Annotated in this window: 13 protein-coding genes; 7 read left to right on the plus strand and 6 right to left on the minus strand. The window is 53.4% G+C overall.

The features are described from left to right. Positions 1-63 precede the first annotated feature (63 nt). Positions 64-4200: a DEAD/DEAH box helicase gene (locus B036_RS31300; RefSeq protein ID WP_020571767.1), complete on the minus strand. Its 4137-nt coding sequence runs from the start codon at positions 4198-4200 to the stop codon at positions 64-66. A 345-nt stretch (positions 4201-4545) separates the two neighbouring features. On the opposite strand from B036_RS31300, the gene fdhD reads away from it, so the two are divergent. Continuing rightward, positions 4546-5361 (plus strand): formate dehydrogenase accessory sulfurtransferase FdhD, encoded by an 816-nt coding sequence (fdhD, locus tag B036_RS0126570; RefSeq protein WP_157472485.1) that lies wholly within the window; start codon positions 4546-4548, stop codon positions 5359-5361. 57 nt (positions 5362-5418) lie between these two features. Here the strand turns inward: fdhD and B036_RS0126575 are convergent, their stop codons facing one another. After that, positions 5419-5946, minus strand: coding sequence for a rhodanese-like domain-containing protein (locus B036_RS0126575; protein ID WP_020571769.1), 528 nt, complete (start codon positions 5944-5946; stop codon positions 5419-5421). Positions 5947-5950: 4 nt separating this feature from the next. Further along, on the minus strand, positions 5951-6682 hold the full coding sequence (locus B036_RS0126580) for a hypothetical protein (RefSeq protein WP_020571770.1): 732 nt from the start codon (positions 6680-6682) through the stop codon (positions 5951-5953). Positions 6683-6894: 212 nt separating this feature from the next. Between B036_RS0126580 and rsmI the strand changes: the two genes are divergently transcribed. Next, the gene (gene rsmI, locus B036_RS0126585) at positions 6895-7560 is read left to right on the plus strand and encodes a 16S rRNA (cytidine(1402)-2'-O)-methyltransferase (RefSeq protein ID WP_020571771.1); all 666 of its coding nucleotides are present in this window, start codon (positions 6895-6897) and stop codon (positions 7558-7560) included. Between the two features lie 160 nt (positions 7561-7720). Continuing rightward, positions 7721-9106 (plus strand): DUF819 family protein, encoded by a 1386-nt coding sequence (locus B036_RS0126590; protein WP_020571772.1) that lies wholly within the window; start codon positions 7721-7723, stop codon positions 9104-9106. Here B036_RS0126590 and B036_RS0126595 read toward each other — a convergent pair whose 3' ends face one another. Then, positions 9107-10903, minus strand: coding sequence for an FG-GAP-like repeat-containing protein (locus tag B036_RS0126595; RefSeq protein ID WP_245557516.1), 1797 nt, complete (start codon positions 10901-10903; stop codon positions 9107-9109). Between the two features lie 302 nt (positions 10904-11205). On the opposite strand from B036_RS0126595, the gene B036_RS0126600 reads away from it, so the two are divergent. Continuing rightward, entirely contained in the window at positions 11206-12039 is an 834-nt protein-coding gene (locus B036_RS0126600; RefSeq protein ID WP_020571774.1) for an SDR family oxidoreductase, read from the plus strand. 3 nt (positions 12040-12042) lie between these two features. Here B036_RS0126600 and B036_RS0126605 read toward each other — a convergent pair whose 3' ends face one another. Next, positions 12043-13500 (minus strand): DUF5723 family protein, encoded by a 1458-nt coding sequence (locus tag B036_RS0126605; protein WP_157472489.1) that lies wholly within the window; start codon positions 13498-13500, stop codon positions 12043-12045. Between the two features lie 10 nt (positions 13501-13510). Next, positions 13511-15061: a hypothetical protein gene (locus tag B036_RS0126610; protein WP_020571776.1), complete on the minus strand. Its 1551-nt coding sequence runs from the start codon at positions 15059-15061 to the stop codon at positions 13511-13513. Between the two features lie 301 nt (positions 15062-15362). On the opposite strand from B036_RS0126610, the gene B036_RS0126615 reads away from it, so the two are divergent. From B036_RS0126615 to B036_RS0126625, 3 genes are all read left to right on the plus strand, one after another. Then, on the plus strand, positions 15363-16253 hold the full coding sequence (locus B036_RS0126615) for an ROK family protein (protein ID WP_020571777.1): 891 nt from the start codon (positions 15363-15365) through the stop codon (positions 16251-16253). Between the two features lie 520 nt (positions 16254-16773). Continuing rightward, positions 16774-17238, plus strand: coding sequence for a hypothetical protein (locus tag B036_RS32750; protein WP_020571778.1), 465 nt, complete (start codon positions 16774-16776; stop codon positions 17236-17238). Positions 17239-17773: 535 nt separating this feature from the next. Further along, on the plus strand, positions 17774-18112 hold the full coding sequence (locus B036_RS0126625) for a nucleotide pyrophosphohydrolase (protein WP_020571779.1): 339 nt from the start codon (positions 17774-17776) through the stop codon (positions 18110-18112). Positions 18113-18484: the final 372 nt, after the last annotated feature.

An 18484-nucleotide genomic window follows, 5' to 3' on the forward strand; every position in this document is an offset into this window, starting at 1 on the left:
TAAAAGGAGCAAAGCAGGTAAGCCCTGTCCTTTACTCCTCTCTACCTTTTCCTTGCCTCTTACTTACCCGAATTTGATCAGGTCCAGCAAATCGTCCGCCGTCAGGCTGGCACTTTGCTCCGTACCGGCCAGCAGGCTGTCGGCCAGGTCACGTTTCTGGTGATGGAGTTCAACGATCTTTTCCTCAATCGTATTTTCACTGACGAAGCGGTAGACGGTAACGGGACGCTGCTGTCCAATCCGGTGCGCCCGGTCACTTGCCTGATCCTCCACGGCGGGGTTCCACCAGGGATCCAGGTGAATGACATAGTCAGCTGCGGTAAGCGTAAGTCCCGTACCGCCAGCCTTCAGGCTAATGAGGAACGCGTCACCCTCGCCCCGCTGGAAAGCCTGCACTGCTTCGTCCCGCTTCTTACCCGGCGTGCTGCCGTCCAGGTACTGGTACTCGATGCCCTCCTCGATGATCCACTCCTCGACCAACTTGAGATGGCGGACGAACTGGGAAAAGATCAGCACTTTGTGGCCGCTCTCCGTGATTTCCCGAACGGTTTCCGCCAGCAGTTCCAATTTGCTGCTGCCGATGTCGACACTAGGGTCTACCATTTTCGGGTGGCAGGCCGCCTGCCGCAGCTTCATCAGCTGAGCCAGAATCTGGAAGCGGCGGGTTTGCCCGTCGCTCTCGTCGATGCTTTCCAACGCGCGTTGACGCAGCGCTTCGTAGAAGGCGCGTTCTGGCGCGGAGAGTTCCACGGTGAGGGTAACCTCCGTCTTTGGTGGCAGTTCTTCCAGTACTTCTTCCTTGCGCCTACGCAGGATAAATGGCTGAATGAGCCGCCGCAATTGCTGCCGCCGCTCATTATCGTTGTTCTTAGTGATCGGCAGCGTGTACTTTTCGTTGAAGCGTTGGAAGCTGCCCAGCAAACCGGGATTGAGGAATTGGAATAAGTTCCAAAGCTCCCCAAGGTGGTTCTCTATGGGAGTACCGGTGGTGGCTACCCGGAAGTCTCCCTGCAGGCTCATGGCTACCTGACTACGTTTTGTCCCACGGTTTTTAATCGCCTGCGCCTCGTCCAAGATGATGGTGCCAAATCGCTTGGCTGCCAATGCTTCTCCCTCGAAGGGAAGTAGTCCGTAGCTGACGACCAACATGTCATATGGCCCGACCGATTCGATCGCTTCTTTCCGGTCTCCCTGTCCCAGCAGGACGGGGTTGAGGGTAGGGGCAAACTTAGCTGCTTCCCGCACCCAGTTGCGGGTAACGGAGGCGGGGGCGATGACCAAAGCTGGTCCGTTTTCGGCCTTGGCCTGAAGCATGGCCAGACCCTGAATAGTTTTACCCAGGCCCATATCATCTGCCAAACAAGCACCAACGCCCCAATCAGACAAGCGCATCAGCCAGCGGAAACCGTCAAGCTGGTAAGGTCGCAGCTCTGCGCGGAAGGTTGTGGGAACGCGGGCGATTGTCCGGTTGACGTTCTGGATCCGCTGCAGGCTTTCGCGCCATGCTACGTCTGCTTCGAAGCCACCGAGTTGGTCCGAAATATCGTCGAGGATGCCGGCGGCCAGGGGGTGCAGTTGCAGCCCGTCTTTACCTTTACTGAGCAAGCCTTCCATTTCCCGCAGTTTACGGCGCAGGTTCTCCGTCAGGGCAACGTACTGCCCTTCGCTCAGCTGAACGAATTTGCTTTGTTCGTTTTCGGCCACCTTTTCCATCAGTTCACGGAAATTGATGACCTGGTTGTCGTCAACCGCAAGTTCTCCTTCTATGTCGAACCAACCGGCTTTTTCTTTTACTCCAAGGCTGAGGTCGCCAAAATCAACGCTACCCACCAGGCGGATACGCTCTCCGCGGGGGTGCTCCAGGACGATCTGGTCGAGGGCACGTACCGGCTGAAGTTCCAACAGAATGCTGAGACAGTCTTCGACTTCGTCGATCTGCCATTCATAGTCGCGGTGGACGATGCGCTGCAGCGTAGGGCAGGAAATAATTACGTTTTCTGCGGCTTCGATTTCCTTTGCCAGGTGGCGTTCGGCCATCCGACGGTGGCCGTCAGTATCTCCGATTACTTTATTGCGGCCCTTTCCTGGTTTGAAATACTGGTCTTCTTCAGCAAGGGGCTTGACGAAAAACTCTACCTTGAAAGTTTCTCCGATGGGGAGCAGATGGACGTACGTCCGCTGGTCCGCTTTGGTTTCATCAACATCATCGATGACGCCATTGAGGGTACTTTGTACCTCTACGATTTTGCTCAGGTTACGGCTTACTTCCTGAAGGCGGTGTCGGGCACGCTTCGGGATTTCCAGTCCTTCACCGATTTGGCGGTGAATACCATCATGGCTTTCGTTTACTTCAATGACCTGGTAGCGGGTAGGCGTTTCTTTAACGACCTGAACACCGGTACCGCTGAACTCTTGCGCGAAGCGCAAGTATAGGCGGTTATCTCCTTCTTCGATCAGCAACTGCGGGTTACGACGAACGAGATCGACGCCCACCGCAGGGTTCTGCAGGAGGTAAAGATTGGGATGACCGACCAGAGCCAGTAATGCGTCCTCATAACGAATCTTGAAGTGTCCGTTGGGGTGGTACTTACTGTAGTCTTCTTCAATTGCTTGCGCAACCGTAACGTCCTGGGGGCTCATGCCGTTTACGTCGCCTTGCTTGACACGTTTGAGGGCAACCTTGCGGCCCTTTGACCAGGTACCGTTCTTTGCCAGGGTCTGCTCCCGGGGTTCGAGTTCTTTCTTTTCGAAGTCGACAAACCACACAAAGCGGGCAGTCTTTTTGGCGCGCTTTTCGGCGCGCTGCTCCTGGGAGCCCATGCTGGCAAGTACCTCCAGGGCACGTTCCCACGGTTCAATCCGGGGCATGGCATCGGCCAGGCTGAAGATGTGCAGTTCTTTGCTTAGAACTTCGGCGCGGGCACCGAAAGCTTCCCGGGCTTTTTCCTGCGGATGGCGACCGGCGAGTACGCGGGTAAGTTCCATTTCGACCCAACGATAGCCGTTGGTTTGGGCCTTGTCGCGCAGGGCATCTATTTCGGCGATGTACTCCGGGGTAACGGGGTTTGTGGAACTGTCGGTCCACATCCGGTACAAAGACTGAAAGGTGAGGGTGAAGGCGTTGGCTTCCATCCGCAGCAGGCCGTCGTCGGCCACCAGTTGGGCGTGTTCGTCGTTGCGCAGGTAGGCAAACAGGGAACGGAGTACGAGGTAGGTACCACCCAGGCGCAGGTTGTGCGTCGGGTCAATATCTTCGAGGTGTTTACCGATGGCTCCGGCGTTTTTGACACCGCCATGCCGGAGCAGCGCCAACAGGTAGAGATAGCCAGCGAGGTGAGCGGGGAATTTGTCTTCCACGTCACGGCGATAACCTTTGCTAACGTCCTGAATCAGGGCCAGGGCTCCCTCATCATCGTCGCGAAGGACGTGGTAGATCAGGTTGATGGCCGCCTGGCGCCATTCATCGGTTTCGAGGTCGCCCCACAGACGGAGACGGCTCCAGGCGCCCTGCAGCACGAAGGCTTCGGTGAGCAGTTCCCGTAGCGGGCCGGAGCTTTCGTCCCGAATGTTTTCGTGTTGCTCGAGGAACTCGACAATGGGTTCCAGCGGCTCCATCTTGCCGATGGCTTTGCGGAAAGCGTTGCGGACGTTGATCTCCTGCCAGGCTGGAATAAGCTGCTCGACCCAGCGGGGGTCAAACTCGGCGAAGAGTGGGTCAATAAAAATACCCGTACGGGCCTGGTCGGGGTAGAACGTTTCGGATTCACCCTGGAGACGATCGAAACCAGATTGGTTTTGGAGGTAGAAAGCAATGCGGATCTCCCGCATCAGCGCGAAGGGTCCGGAGGGTTGCCAGTAAGTTTTGTAAGGTAGTTCGCGACGTACTTCGTTGAGCATGAACTCAAAATCGGGCCGGCGGTGTGCCAGCCGCATGATGGCTTCACTGACGTCCGGATTGATGCGCCAGGTTCGCTCATCGTGGCGGTCCACCACCTTGAGGTCGTGAAGCTTGTGCACAATCTGTTCGGTCACTGCGTGGGTAAACCGGGACTCGCCAACGGGCGGTCGCAGGCCGATCTTATTGAGCAGCCGGGAAAAGTCAAGGACAGACTTTTCTTCGTATACGATGCTCAAGGCCGTCGCTACGTCGCGTTCGGTGGGGGAAATATTGCTCCAGGTGTCGCGGAAAACTCCGTTCATTCGGTAGGGGGATTATCTACGTTGCTACTATCGGTGGCAACCCTTTCTAAAGGCCTGAACAACCGGGTTAGTTGTATCAAGGGTTGTTTTTTTTGTCTTGTCAACAACCATATAAACATAAGATCGGCTGCCTGGCCTTATTTTGCTCTTCTTTCTAACCTTGCACCTGCGGCCGCGCCTACTTGACACCTAGCGGATTAGCGCGAAATAGTCGGGCAGCTATCTGCTTGGTCTGCACCAATCGGCCTTCCGTCGAAAATTCTGAAAACCATTGTGTCCGTTAAGATTAATCAGAAGGGATCTGCACAACAGCCTATCGGCCTATCTTGTCCCCTAAAAACAAACATGCCCGAACATCCAGGTCTTGTCCCCCGGCAAATACATCGTTTTCGGCAGGGAAAAATGGGCATCGCTGCCGATGTGCTGGCCGTCGAAGAGCCACTGAATATTCGGATCACCTCCGGTGGGGCCACCCGTTCAGTTGCCATCACGATGCGGACGCCGGGGCGGGACGAAGACCTGGCCCGTGGCTTCCTGTTTACCGAAGGGGTGTTACCGGCGGAGGTGAAAGTCACTGTGGAAATAGAGAAGGAAAACGTAGTGACCGTCACGCTGCCCACCGGGCAATCCGTCGATTGGAAGCGCCTCGAACGGCACTCTTACACCAGCAGCAGTTGTGGGGTTTGCGGGAAGACGTCGCTGGAGCAAGTCTATGCGGCCGTGCCTTACGGGGATGTACCTGGGGTCGCGTTTCGCGTGATACCGGAGGTGATCAACATACTGCCGGCTAAGCTGCGCGAAGCGCAGGAGTTGTTCGAGGAAACTGGCGGGATTCATGCTGTTGGTCTGTTCGATCTTTCGGGAGGCTTGCTTCATTTCGCTGAAGACGTTGGCCGGCACAATGCCCTCGACAAACTGATTGGTTACGCTCTAAAGCAAGGCCTTCTGCCGCTCGACCAGCACCTGCTGTTGCTCAGCGGCCGGGCGAGTTTTGAGCTGATTCAGAAAGCGGCCATGGCGGGGATTGGCCTGGTGGCGGCCGTGGGTGCGCCTTCCAGCCTGGCCGTCGCTTTGGCGGAGGAGATGGGCGTTACGCTTTGTGGGTTTGTGCGGGGTGGAGGGTTCAATGTTTACTGCGGGGAGAAGAGGTTAGTTTATTAGTCGATAGTTCATAGTTCAGTAGTTTATAGCGCGTGCTGTAAACTACTGAACTATGAACTAATAAACCTTCTCCCCGATGCTCTTGGGCACAAAACTTCCCCACTTTTTATTGTAGGTATGCAGTCGGTCCGTGGGTTTTCCGTTGGCGTCTTCCAGGGGGAAACCGGCCAGTTTCCAGGCGTAGAGGCTGCCGTAGAGGTTATATACCTTGCTGAAGCCAGCTTCCCGAAGTTTTTTCGCGGCCCGCTCGCTGCGGTAGCCGACGGTACAATAGACGACGATTGGACGGGACTTATCCACGTTTTTCACTACTCCCAGGTTCATGTTGTCGTAGCCGAGGAGCAGCGCGCCGGGCAGATGGCTCACTTTGTACTCTTCGGTTTCGCGGGCGTCGAGGAAGACGGCATTTGCCAGGGCTTTGGCGTCCCGGGCGCCGATGGCGACGCTGTCGGCTGAGATCAGGCTGGCCAATTTCTTGTCAAGCGGAGCATATCCGGTTTCCAGGCTTTGAGGCACACTTTGGGCGCGGCCGCAGGATGCAAGCAACAGAATAAAGAGCAGGGGGAGGAAGCGTAGTTTGGTCATTTGACTAGTTAACGAATTTGTCGGCGTTTTCGTTCCAGTAGGTTTCAATGAATTCAAATTTGTCCTGGTAATAACCTGGTGGACGCGGGATTGAGTCAATCAGTACCTTAGGTACATTCATGGTCTTATGAATAACAATACCGTTCCACGAATTCCCTTTACAGCCACTGCCATAGATTCGCCCAAGCTCCACACAATGAAAATCGTCTATAATAAACAACTTACTGATCCAATCCGAATCTGCGCATCCGGCCTTACTGTACGAGAAATAACAATTGAACCTTGATATTCGCTTAGCTGACGCAAAGTTTGGAAAGTTTTCAACCTCCATAAACTTGCTCTCGTCTTGACAGTAAAGCAAGAGTCTGTCTACACCAGGAACAGGTGCGAGGTACTCAAATCGAATATCATCGAAGCCATCTCCATTAAAATCTTCAATGACTTGATTCGAAGAAAAATCGTCATCAACGTATAAAGGCGTTTGCAAACCGTCAGTTAGGATTGTCGCACCCGAAAACAACCGATAAAGCGTAAAAGAATCACGTACAAAAAAGCCTTTGACGTTTAAAAAAACATTGTCCTGTATAGAGTCTTGATATTTTGATAATCCCTTAGGACCTTCAGATTGGTTATGAAGAGGAGGTTCTATGTTCCTGCAAGCTATAGTCAGTGACAAAATAATCAAACAGGTAAGGTAATGCCTGTTCTGAGCGCAATTTGGGTTAAAAATCATCATCTTAGTCTATGGTTCGTAAAGTTAATTACGAACATATACAAAGGAAGAATGCGGTTGTGGCAAGTCAATGAACTGATGGTGCCATTACCCGCTCCGGGAGCCTGACGGCCCCGTTCGTGCTCGGACTGAAAGTCCCCGACCGATGAACGAAGTAGGCAGGCAGTGGCTATTTGACTACTGAACTATCTGACTATTTGACTAATTTGCCCCCCATGCTCTACCTCATCCCCACCCCCATCGGTAACCGTGAAGACATCACCCAGCGCTCCATCCGGATGCTGATGGAAGCGGACCTGGTATTGGCCGAAGATACCCGGACGAGTCGGCCGCTGATGCAGCATTACGGCGTAGAGACGCCGCTGCGTGCTTACCACGCCCACAACGAGCACGCTATTGTACCCCAACTGGTGGACGAAATGGCCGCGGGTGCGACCTATGCCCTGATTACTGATGCTGGCACTCCTGGCATCAGTGACCCTGGATTCCTGCTGGTGCGGGCCTGCCGGGAGGCAGGCGTGGCGGTAAGCTGCCTGCCCGGAGCAGCGGCCTTTGTGCCGGCCCTGGCGGCCAGTGGTATCCCCTGCGACCGGTTTCACTTCGAAGGCTTTCTTCCTCACAAAAAAGGTCGCCAGACCCGGCTCAAGTACCTCGCCGAACTGCCCAATACCTTCGCGCTGTACGAAAGCCCCCACCGCATCGTCAAACTCCTCGGCCAGTTGGCCGAGTTTTGCGGCGAAGACCGTACGGCCTGCGTTGCCCGCGAAATCTCCAAACTCCACGAGGAGATAACCACGGCTAGCCTGGCGGAGCTTAAGGCCCATTATGAGGCTAAGGGTAAGGTTAAGGGGGAGATTGTCGTCGTCGTTGCCAGTGAATGAGTGAGTTCTTGAAGGAGAGGATGGCTACCGCATTTAGCTGCTCCGGGGGGCTGAAAGCCCTCAACCCGGGCTAGTCACGAACATAGAGAGCTGACACCTGCGGCAGCCTACAAGACCACAAGACTACCAGACTACAAGACTATTTCCCTATTTTTCCGCCATGCAACCCATCTTCACCAACGATGCCATCGTCTTCGGCCTGCTCATGGTCGTCCTCGCCATTATTTTTACCACGGCGAACAGCGAAACGCCCTTCTGGAAGAAATTCTACACCTACGTGCCGGCACTGCTGCTCTGTTACTTTGTGCCAGCCATTCTGCACTGGCCGTTGGGGCTGATTGCTTACGACTATTACACGCCGGAATTTGTCTCCGCGCTGGCGGAACAGGGCATGAGCATTCCCAGTGGAATGTCGTTTGGGGAGATAAACAAATACCTGGAAGGGGCCGGGTATGACCCAGGCGATTACGCCCAGTTCAAAGGCCACAGTAACCTTTACTTCATGGCGAGCCGCTACCTGCTACCGGCCAGTTTGATCCTGCTTTGTCTCAACATCGACATCAAAGGCATCATCAACCTCGGCCCCAAGGCCATCATCATGTTTCTGGCGGCGACGATCAGTATTGTCATCGGTGGCCCAATTGCTTTGCTGATTATCACCAATTTGTTCCCTGACCTGATCGGGCTGGACCCCGACGAGCTTTGGCGTGGCCTCAGCACTATTGCCGGTTCCTGGATTGGTGGCGGTGCTAACCAGGCAGCGATGAAGGAGATTTACGAAGTACCCTCCGGCATCTTTGGGCAGATGATTGTCGTAGATGTGCTCGTCGCCAACATCTGGCTCGGCTTTCTGCTCTTCGGCGCGGGGCGCAGCGACAAGATCGACCGCATCCTCAAGGCTGATAACTCCGCCATCGCCGACCTGACCCGAAGAGTGGAAGCCTACTCCGCTTCCGTGAAGCGGGACCCCACCTCACTCTCCACCTTCCAGATGATCGGTGTCACCTTCGGCGGTGTCGCCCTGGCACACTTCGGGGCGGACCTCCTCTCCCCCTTCTTCGGCCAGTTCTCCGAAACGCTGGAAGCGTGGCGGCTCACCACCCTCACCAGCGGTTTCTTTTGGCTCATCGTCATTGCCACTACTATCGGCTTCCTGCTCAGCTTCACGCCGGCCCGCAAGCTGGAGGGCGTAGGTGCCAGCCGCTGGGGTTCGGTCTGTATTTACATTCTGGTGGCCACCATCGGCATGCAGATGAACATCGGCGACATCTTCTCCAACCTTGGCCTCTTTGCCATCGGCGCCATCTGGATGCTGGTCCACGTCACCATCCTGCTGTTTGTAGCGTGGTTGATCAAGGCACCATTCTTCTTCGTGGCGGTGGGCAGCCAGGCCAACATTGGGGGCGCGGCCTCAGCCCCTGTCGTGGCCTCCGCCTTCAGCCCGGCACTGGCGCCGGTAGGCGCCATCATGGCCGTCATCGGCTATGCGCTGGGTACTTACGGAGCGATTATCTGTGCAATCTTGATGGAGTTGGCGGCGGGGTAGTTAGTCCTTAACTACCCGAAACGTCTCCCCAACCCCACCTATACTAGCATGAAGAAAGTAAAGCCCACTAGGATAAGCCGACAAATCAATGCTAGTCTGTTGCCGGTTCACGTTGCCAACGTACAGCAGTTCTCCCAGGGTATTGTAGAGCCACATCCGGTCATTGCCAGAAAACGAGGTCTCGGTGGTCGTGATGGTAAGTTTGGAGTTGGTTGGATTGGGATAAACGAAGGCGTTTGAGTTAACCAGGTCATTGCTACTTGTCGAAACGAAGCCATCAAAGCATTCATTGATGAACGCTGTGCTTAATTCCGTGCTTGGGGCTAATACTGCGGAGGAGTCCTTGCAGATGCACCTGCCATCGTTGAAATTATAGGTCATGTAGGGGGCATCGGTTTCGAAGGCCTTGAAGGTACATTGCTCAAAGGTCATGGAATCGCTGGTCAGCATTTGCATCTGGTGGTTCCAGTTGGTGAACAGCGTATTGCCGCCATTCCAGTGTTGGCTACCTGGTTGTTGGTTGAAACTACAAGGCTTGAAAAACAGCAGGTACAGTTTGCCTGTTCCGCCAGCGCCACCGCCCATATTCACGGCAATGGTGCCGTCCTGGCGCAGGTCGCCAATAAAAGAAATGGAGCGTGAGAAGCGCTCTTCTGCTTCCAGTTCGAGGCCGAATCCGCCGTCAATATTATTAATCCGGGTATAGGTTTTTACCGTCTTATCTGCGTTCAGATACAAGATGTAGCCCCAGCCTTCATTTTGTTGATTGGCCCCGGTGATCAGATCTGGCACACCATCGCCATTCAGGTCTCCGGGCGCGCACATCGAATGGCCGAAACTGGCACCAGAGGTTCCGTTGGGGTTCGCATCCGAGACCAGGATATCACTAAATCCGCTCAGGCCTTCAGTTATCTTCGCCTTTGACACCACGTTATAGTTTGTCGCATCAAGGGAAAGTATCCAAATGGCCCCCTTGCCTCCATCCGACATGAACGCACCAACCGCAAGCTCTTTGCTACCATCACCGTCGAGGTCACCGAGCATGGCAACCTCTCTTCCACCAAATCTATCGTTGTTTGACAAGCCAGCACCAAATCCTCCTTGTGTTGAGCTGATGGTTACGGTGCTTGCCGGTACGACCTCCGACGCATCATTCAGGAACAATATCCTGATGGCACCTCGCTGGGTGCCTCCGTCATTCGAAGATGGGTCGCAGGCGACCAGGTCAATCCTTCCATCTCCATTTATGTCACCGATCGCCGTTAGGCCCTGCGCGACGATGTTCGTATTCTTGACGTAACTCTTGACGGTACCATCCCTGTTTAAATGGATGATGTACAATGAATTATTCGTGCGGGACAAGGCCGAGACAGCAATGTCTGGAATCCCGTCCTTATCGTAATCCCCGATGCCCGCAACGCCGTAGCCAAAGAAATCTCCCGCATTCAGGGTTTCATTAAAACCACCCTCCAGGGCGGATATTTTTTGGTTAGACTGAACGGTGCCATCAGTATTCAGGAACAGGATGTACGCCGCGCCGGCGTCCGTCTGTCCATCGTCGTCAGAGCGTGCGCCCACGACAAGGTCCAGCACCCCGTCCCCGTTAATGTCGCCCGCTACGTCATGATCGCGGCTAAACCGGTCTCCGCTATCTAAACCTGCAAAAAGGCCGTTAGCACCTTCTTCTATTTCTACAAATCCGTCCGGACCATATTGAATAGCCGTTTGTGCATTTGCGGCACTTAACATCGTTAATAGAATCGCCGTTATTGAACCTGAAGTAGAAAGTAGTTTCATCTGGGTGGGGTTTGTGTTTTTGTTTTGGACTATTCTTAATTCTAATCGTTTAATCTTATACTGGTGTAAAAGTGATTCGGGATTCTCTACAAGCTAAAAGATAGCGTAGCCTGGCCTCTCACGGGGCGGGGAATCCCCAACCACTTTGGTTTGGGTATAGTGCAACGAAATGAAAAAAAGAGGGTCGTTCTGATGCAGCAAGCTTTACCAATGCCAAAACCCTTAAATTAGCCCAACCCCGTATCCTCGGATGGAGAAGTCGACTGCGTCGGCAACGTAATCCGGAGAAAACCAACCTCCACATGAATATTCTACTAACCGGTACCTCCTCCGGTATCGGCCAAGCCACTGCCCAACTTCTGCTCGACGCGGGCCACCGCGTCTACGGCACCGTCCGTAAGCGGGCTGACGCGGAGCAACTTTCCCTGCATCCTGCGTTCACCGCCCTGATTATGGACGTAACGGACCGCTCAAGCATCGTAGCCGTGATGGATACTATCCGCGCGTCCGGTGAACCACTACACGCCATCATCAACAATTCGGGCGTGGCCCTCTCCGGCCCGCTCGAAACGCTGCCGGAGTCGGATTACCGCCACCAATTTGACGTCAACGTCTTCGGTCTGCTTGCCGTGTGCCAGGAGGCCCTTCCTCTGCTGCACGACGCCCGCGCCGCCGGCCTCACCAACGTAAAGATCGTCAACGTCAGCAGCGTATCTGGCTACATCACCTCGATGTTCACCAGCATGTATTCGGCCAGTAAATTTGCCGTCGAAGCCATCACCGACGGGCTTCGCCGCGAACTCGTACCCTTTGGTATCGACGCCATCAGCGTGGCCCCCGGCCCCGTCAAAACCCCTATCTGGGATAAGGCCAAAACGCAAACCAAACCCTACGAAGGCACCCGCTACGAGTACGTGTTGGAAAAACTCGGCCCCTATACCGACGCGGCTGCAGCCTCTGGCATTACCCCCGAGCAAGTCGCTACTGTCATCCTCAAAGCGGTGGAGACTGAACGCCCCCGTCCCGACCAACTGGTGATGAATAAAAGCTGGCTCATCCGCCTGGTCATGCTGCTTCCTAAGCGGGTACAAGACAAGATGTTGTTGAAGAATCTGGATGGAAATAAGCGGTATTGATCTTTACTCCTTTTTCCCTTTACTCCTTTTCTCCCCCCCAATCGACAAAGAAGCCCCCAACCGAACACTAGCCCGGGAATTATCCTTCTGGCTAAAAACCGTCAGCAAATTATCCGTACTGGCCAGCAGGTTGACCGGGCCGAGGTGGGCAACCAAATGACCGCCAAGATTAGCCGCAGCTTCCCGCCGGGCGTTGTAATTAAGGCCAACGGTCAGTTGCTCCAGCACCTTATAACGGGCAGTAAGGGCAAAGGCCGTTTCGGGGTTGATTTCCCGGTTATAACGCACCAACAGCAGGCCGGCGGTAATGCGATCAGTAACGTCGTATTCCCCGCCGATCAGGAAAACGCCCCCAAGTTTGGTACTATAGGGCATATTGGTCTCGGTGGGTTCAAAGGTGGCCTGCAGGCTGTCCAGGGCGGTATTAAACGACAGGGAGTCTTCCAGCACCTGCGCGAGAATATCGAGGCCGGTGAAAGTGGTAACGCCGTTCAGGGTAAAATTAGACACTTCATTCGTCCACTCAATATTACCGCCAAGGTCATTGGCGGCGGCTTGTAGCCGGAGTCCGCCGAGATCAGCAAACAGACCTAAATCGAAGGCGATGCCGTTGTTGGAGCTGAACAGGTCATCGGTCTGGATCCGGTTCAGATCGTAGTTGATACTCACGTCATCGAAACCATTATAGTCGATCGTGCCGGCGGTATTTATGGTCAGGTCCTGGTCGAGCGTGAGGGCATAATTATCTTCTCCAGTCGTCAGCCGAAGGCTGCCCTGTGCACTGGTCCGGACGTCAGCAATGCCACTGAGGTACTTGATCCGGGCTCCGAAATGTACCTGGTCAGTAATGGCGTAGCTGGCACCAAGCCCAATTTCGTGGTAGCTGGTGGCGTAGCCCAAAGGTGCGATTTCCACCGTTTGCCCGATGAATTGAGCGTTGCCCTGTACCGCCAGTTGCACCAGCGTCTTGGGATAATCTGCCTGCCCCAGCGCTCTCAACCGGTGGTACAGGCCGAAACTGAGTCGGTCGCCACGAAGCCCCACACCTACGGTTTCCAGGGTAAAATCATTACGCAATTCATTTCGGTCAGCCAGTAAATCTACCAGGCGGTCGAGGTCCAAAATGCGCTGGCCATTTTCGGTCAGTAGCAGCTGATTATAAGTTACGTTTTCTGCGTAAAGGTCATTGCTTACACCGGGCAGGCCGACGGTGAACCGGCCTTTCGCTTGTCCGTACAGCGCGGGGTTGCTGAAAGTAGCTTGCCAGGTGTCACTCAGTAGCGGTGCGGTCAGGTCCTGACCGGTCAGGCTGTTCAGGGCACACAAGATCAGGGGCAGAAACATTAGGCGCGGCCGCAGGGTGCAGGGAAGATTGAAGGAGCAGGGAAAGGACATAACATGTTTTGGTGGCGGCACTTCCGTGCCGTCTGGCCGATAGGGATAAATTGGAAGCTGGGGCACAAGAAAAAGGTTAGCGATTCTCGACTCTCACGATCGCGCCCAGCAATACCTGTAGCATTTGGTTGTCAGTCACCCGAACGAAAGAGGTTCCGCCGTTCGTCGTAGAAATGTCCAGCGTGATCACCAGGCTGGCAGCATTCCGGATGGCTTCAAGCCGTTCGTCTTCGAAGGTGATATCGTTTGTCTCATCGGCCGTGTTGGTGGTGTTCCCCAATGCATCCACCGAGGCTGCCTGAAGAAGTTGAATAGCGCCGTCATTCAGGTCGGCCAGCGCATTTCCCGCATCGTCCAGAAACGTTCCTTGCAGCTCGATGGCCAGGGGGAGACCGTTACGCGTGGTCAGCCGAAAATCAATCCCGACGACATCCTGGTACCGATCCATCAGATCGATGACGAAAGTATCCCGAACGGTGAAGTCACTGGCGTTTCCGTAGAGCGGAAGCTCTACTTCTACCTTAGCCTGGTAGGCGGCGGAATCGGTAAGGAAGCCGATAATATCTGTGTCTGCATCGGGGTTGACCAGGGCGTCTACCTCATAATCGAGGGCAACGGGGCGAGCGCTGAGTACTTCGGCAATATTGGAGTTGGTATTGTCAAACACAAAAGTGGTAAAGGCGGTATCGCCCGGTGTACGGGGGAACTCGAAGTAGAAACCTTCGTCCACTGCGTCTCCCGTTATCGGGATGACTTCGCCATTAACATCAATGACGTTCAACACACTCACCTGCGCCAGGGCCGGTACGCCGAAAGTGTTGATCAGCGTCATGGTTATGGTCGGGTCCTCGAAGAAGATGTCTCCTTCCAGGTAGTTGTCGAAGAAGTCGACTTCAATAGTATCCCTTCCACCGGGGTACAGCGCTTGCCCCAGGTAACCTTCCATGTAACTGAACCGGAGGTTGGTAATGGCAACAATGGCACCGGGGCTGGGCGTAAGGTCGTTGCCCATTTCGTCCACAATGTCATACTCGAAGTAGAGGGAGTCGTTGGGGATGGTTAGCACGTAGCCCTTCAGGTTGACCGGGTCGTCCGGGTTAGAAAAAGTGGGCACGTCTCCCGTGCCCGAGTAGGCCGGCAGGTCAGCGGAGACCGAGAAGGCAACGCCATCCAGCGTTGCGTCGGGCAAACTCAGCGTAACGGTGACTGGCCGGTCATATTCGTTGGTTAGGGCATAGGTCAATAAGCCACCTTTGATACGCAGCTCGTCGATATCAACATCGTCGGCTCCGCCAAAGGGCGCTGCCAGTCGGTTGCGGGTGATGGGAAGGAATACCCCCCGGGCGAGTGCTTCAAGGCGCGCGAAAATAACGTCGCTGCCCACCGCTGGGACCTCCCCGGAATACCGGAACCGTAACAGGCCGTCGGGGTCGACGGACAAAGAAACGTTTTCGGTCACATCTCCGATGAGCTCACTGAGGGTTACGTCACTATCGATGATCGGCACGGCGTAAGCTGAATTGTACCTGGTCTCATCCACGCGGGACAAGTCCTCCAGTTGGTTCGAGCAACTGAAGCAACAAGTAATACAGAGCCCCGTCAGGAGCAGGTGCTGGAAGTACTTCATTGGGTTGGTTTGGGGGCGAAAGGGGTAGCAGTGCAATGCTGCAAAGATAACGAGGGGAAATTGATGGTGTTGTAAGGGGGATGACGGGTGGAGAGTTTTATCGAGCAGCTAACGGGTCCTGTGATCCTATCGGGCTAAAAGCTTTCGGACAATTTTTTGGCCGGCCGGCCCGTCCAACGGATCATTTCTCGTTTGCGATAATGTAGTGTAAGGGGAGAGTCCGTCTGGCTGACCGCAGAAATAAGCTGAGTTATGTAAACACCCCACTGCTAAGACCTTACCTTTCGCAAAATTATTGATTATGAAATGGGGAATCGACCTGGGCGGAACGAAAATCGAAGGCGTCATTTTAGCGGATGATGGCAGCATAGTCGATCGTCGGCGCATTGCAACGGAACGCGAAGGAGGGTATGACCATATCGTTTCCAGAATCGCCCTGTTGGTAGAAGAAATGAAACAAGGCACCGGATTAATACCGGAGAAGATCGGAATCGGTACACCTGGCACCATCGACCCGCCAACCGGCCTGATGAAGAACTCAAACACCACAGTATTAAACGGCCAGCCGTTAGGTAAGGACCTGAGTGCAAAAATCGGGGTGCCATTAACCTTGGCCAACGACGCTAACTGTTTTGCCGTAGCTGAGACTTTGATGGGTGCGGTACCTCTACATGCGCCAACGGCCAAGGTGGTCTTCGGCGTTATTCTTGGCACCGGTACCGGTGGAGGGCTGGTGGTGGATGGTCAGATCCTGGGCGGTGCCCAGGGCATTGGCGGAGAGTGGGGGCATATGTTCCTCGACAACTCCGGAGGTTATTGCTATTGTGGCCGCGTTGGTTGCGCCGAACGGATTCTCGCCGGTCCAAGTCTGGAGAAATACTATGCCAACATCAGTGGGCGCTCGCTGAGTATGAAAGAGATCGTTCCGCGTTACCGGGCCGGTAACGACCCGGCAGCCACCGCTACGATGGAGCGCTGGTTTCATTTCTTCGCTAAAGGCATTAGTACCATCATCAACGTAATTGATCCTGATGTGATCATCCTGGGTGGAGGACTTGGCAACATTGATGAGCTGTACACCAGGGCTGTTCCTCAAGTAGTCAACCACCTCTTTAATCCGCGGATGGATACTCTTTTCCTTAAGCCGGAGTTGGGGGATTCGGCCGGGGTGTTTGGCGCTGCGTTATTGTAAGGCTCCTACAAACAAAAAGGCGAGTCAGCTATGCCAACTCGCCCTAACATTAACCAAAAACCCAGCAAAAGACTTTGGCCTCAAATAGCAAGCATTCAGTTTCACTTAGTGAAACGCTCACTATGTAGGTGGCGTCACTCGAAGGGTAGCATACTAAAATGAGCAGCGGTCCCGGTCCCACCGAGCTTGGCATGGTCATTTTAATATTAAGACGTCTCTATTAAAAAAGGAGACTACTATCTGTCGTAGATAGTTCCTAAAACCACCTACGAAACTAAAAGGCAGGGCGGTTTTAGGTTGTTCGATAAAATCACCACTTTTTATTCACTTGTCGCCAGGACTAGCGCCATAACTTTTCCTGAAATTATTAAGGTTGGTAGCCGGCACCAAACATTAAAGGGATTGCATCCGTAATACCTTAAAGCAGACATCAATTATGTATCTTGTTGCAATAATTGCCTGAAGGAATGGACCATTAGTCTCTCCAGTCTACTCCATTTTTTTACTTAAATCTGTAATCATGCATAACAATCTCGATAATCTTAAAAAGGCGATCATTGCCTATCTTCTGGAAGAAAAAGAAGCATCCTACAGAAATATGATGGCTATGCAGAAGGCTGAAGTCGCTGCTTCTGAAAAAACCAACGAAGCGGGAGATAGCCAATTTCAGGGCGGCAAAACCGGCCAAGTACTCAACCGGGTTGAGGCACGTGCTTCCGTTGTGGAGGCGCTTCAAAACGACATTAATATTTTGAGCGGGTTGGATTCGGTAGAACCTACCCCCGAAATTCAACTAGGAGATGTTGTCGAAACTGACAAAGGGAACTTCTTTGTTGCCGTTCCTTCCGAGGAATTTGAGATCGCTGGAGTTAAATATCGGGGCATTTCGGTTGAAAGTCCACTCTTTCAAGCACTTCGCGGAAAGAAAAACGGAGAAAAAGTAATCGTTAATAATAACAGCTTTGTCCTCCTAAATAGTCATTAAGCCACATAAAAAAGCCCCGCCGGAACCATAATCCGGTGGGGCTACATCATAATCTCACGAAAAAATCTTATATCGAAAGTTGCCCGGATGATTAATACGGACTATCTTCGAATCATCTTTAGTGCTTTTTGTTTTGATCCCATGAATGTATTACAGCCGGTCCCTATTGGGCCGGCTTTTTTTTTGGGCGTTCTCAAAGCGTGTGAGTGTGTAGCTAAAAAAGTAGTCGTCGTCCCAATTCAAACACCAGGACGACGCCACTTACAAATCATAATCCCATGAACATATTTCTTGTCAATTGAGGATGCATTTACCCTCCGACAATACAAATATGAGGTAAGACTTAAGCCAGAACAAGGACACATTTGCTTATTTGTGAAAAGTAAAATGCGTGATATTTGTCACATTTTATTGTTTTTCAGCGGTTTATGTCTTTTAAATGTGATTTTTTATGTAGCAACAAGTGTCGCTCACATCACTACATCGTTCGAAAAAAGGTACTCTACGCTACTTTCGGGAGTAAAAACTTAGCAAAATGGAACTTACCCAGGCTCAAAAACTGGTGGATGATTGGATCACTACCATCGGTGTCAGGTACTACGGAGAACTTACCAACACGGCCATCCTCATGGAGGAGACCGGAGAAGTTGCGCGCCTGATGGCGCGCCTGTACGGCGAGCAGTCCTTTAAAAACCCTGCTGACGCTGAAACGGCCCACGATCAACTGGCTGACGAATTCGCGGATGTGCTGTTTGTCCTTATTTGCCTGGCCAACCAAACCGGGGTGGACCTGGCCAGTGCCCTCCGCAAAAACCTGGACAAGAAAACCAAACGGGACGCTACGCGGCACCGGGACAACCCCAAGCTGAAATAGAAAGAAGGAGTCGTCCCGAATGTCTCAGTTAAGGATAGGCTGGTTAAGCGGAGGAGGTCTGCCGTGGAGTAGGCGCAAAGCCAAACCATAAAAACATGAGTCATCCCGAATTTTGAGCCCACATTAAAGTGAGGCAAATCGAGATGGCCATTCTAAGTCTGTAGAGCGGTATCGAGGCATCTCGGTACCGCTTTCCAGTTCTATGACAGTAATTTCTTAAAAAAAGAGGAACCCAGCCTTTCCAGTTGCGCAATATCTGGAGCATGAAGTCATAGACCAAGGTGACGATACTCATCAGCTTCATGCGGTTGTCCCAAAACCATAGCCTTGGCGACTCCAAACCCAGCTCTGACTTGAGAAAACGAAACCCCT

Source organism: Neolewinella persica DSM 23188 (assembly GCF_000373105.1).
In the GTDB taxonomy this organism is placed as follows: Bacteria; Bacteroidota; Bacteroidia; order Chitinophagales; family Saprospiraceae; genus Neolewinella; species Neolewinella persica.

What these genes read in the sequence shown, in the direction of transcription:
- fdhD (WP_157472485.1), top strand. Translation starts at nt 4,546, where the DNA reads ATGCCCGAACATCCAGGTCTTGTCCCCCGGCAAATACATCGTTTTCGG.
- B036_RS32750 (WP_020571778.1), top strand. Translation starts at nt 16,774, where the DNA reads ATGCATAACAATCTCGATAATCTTAAAAAGGCGATCATTGCCTATCTT.
- B036_RS31300 (WP_020571767.1), bottom strand. Translation starts at nt 4,200, where the DNA reads ATGAACGGAGTTTTCCGCGACACCTGGAGCAATATTTCCCCCACCGAA.
- B036_RS0126580 (WP_020571770.1), bottom strand. Translation starts at nt 6,682, where the DNA reads ATGATGATTTTTAACCCAAATTGCGCTCAGAACAGGCATTACCTTACC.
- B036_RS0126625 (WP_020571779.1), top strand. Translation starts at nt 17,774, where the DNA reads ATGGAACTTACCCAGGCTCAAAAACTGGTGGATGATTGGATCACTACC.
- B036_RS0126600 (WP_020571774.1), top strand. Translation starts at nt 11,206, where the DNA reads ATGAATATTCTACTAACCGGTACCTCCTCCGGTATCGGCCAAGCCACT.
- B036_RS0126595 (WP_245557516.1), bottom strand. Translation starts at nt 10,903, where the DNA reads ATGAAACTACTTTCTACTTCAGGTTCAATAACGGCGATTCTATTAACG.
- rsmI (WP_020571771.1), top strand. Translation starts at nt 6,895, where the DNA reads ATGCTCTACCTCATCCCCACCCCCATCGGTAACCGTGAAGACATCACC.
- B036_RS0126615 (WP_020571777.1), top strand. Translation starts at nt 15,363, where the DNA reads ATGAAATGGGGAATCGACCTGGGCGGAACGAAAATCGAAGGCGTCATT.
- B036_RS0126590 (WP_020571772.1), top strand. Translation starts at nt 7,721, where the DNA reads ATGCAACCCATCTTCACCAACGATGCCATCGTCTTCGGCCTGCTCATG.
- B036_RS0126610 (WP_020571776.1), bottom strand. Translation starts at nt 15,061, where the DNA reads ATGAAGTACTTCCAGCACCTGCTCCTGACGGGGCTCTGTATTACTTGT.
- B036_RS0126575 (WP_020571769.1), bottom strand. Translation starts at nt 5,946, where the DNA reads ATGACCAAACTACGCTTCCTCCCCCTGCTCTTTATTCTGTTGCTTGCA.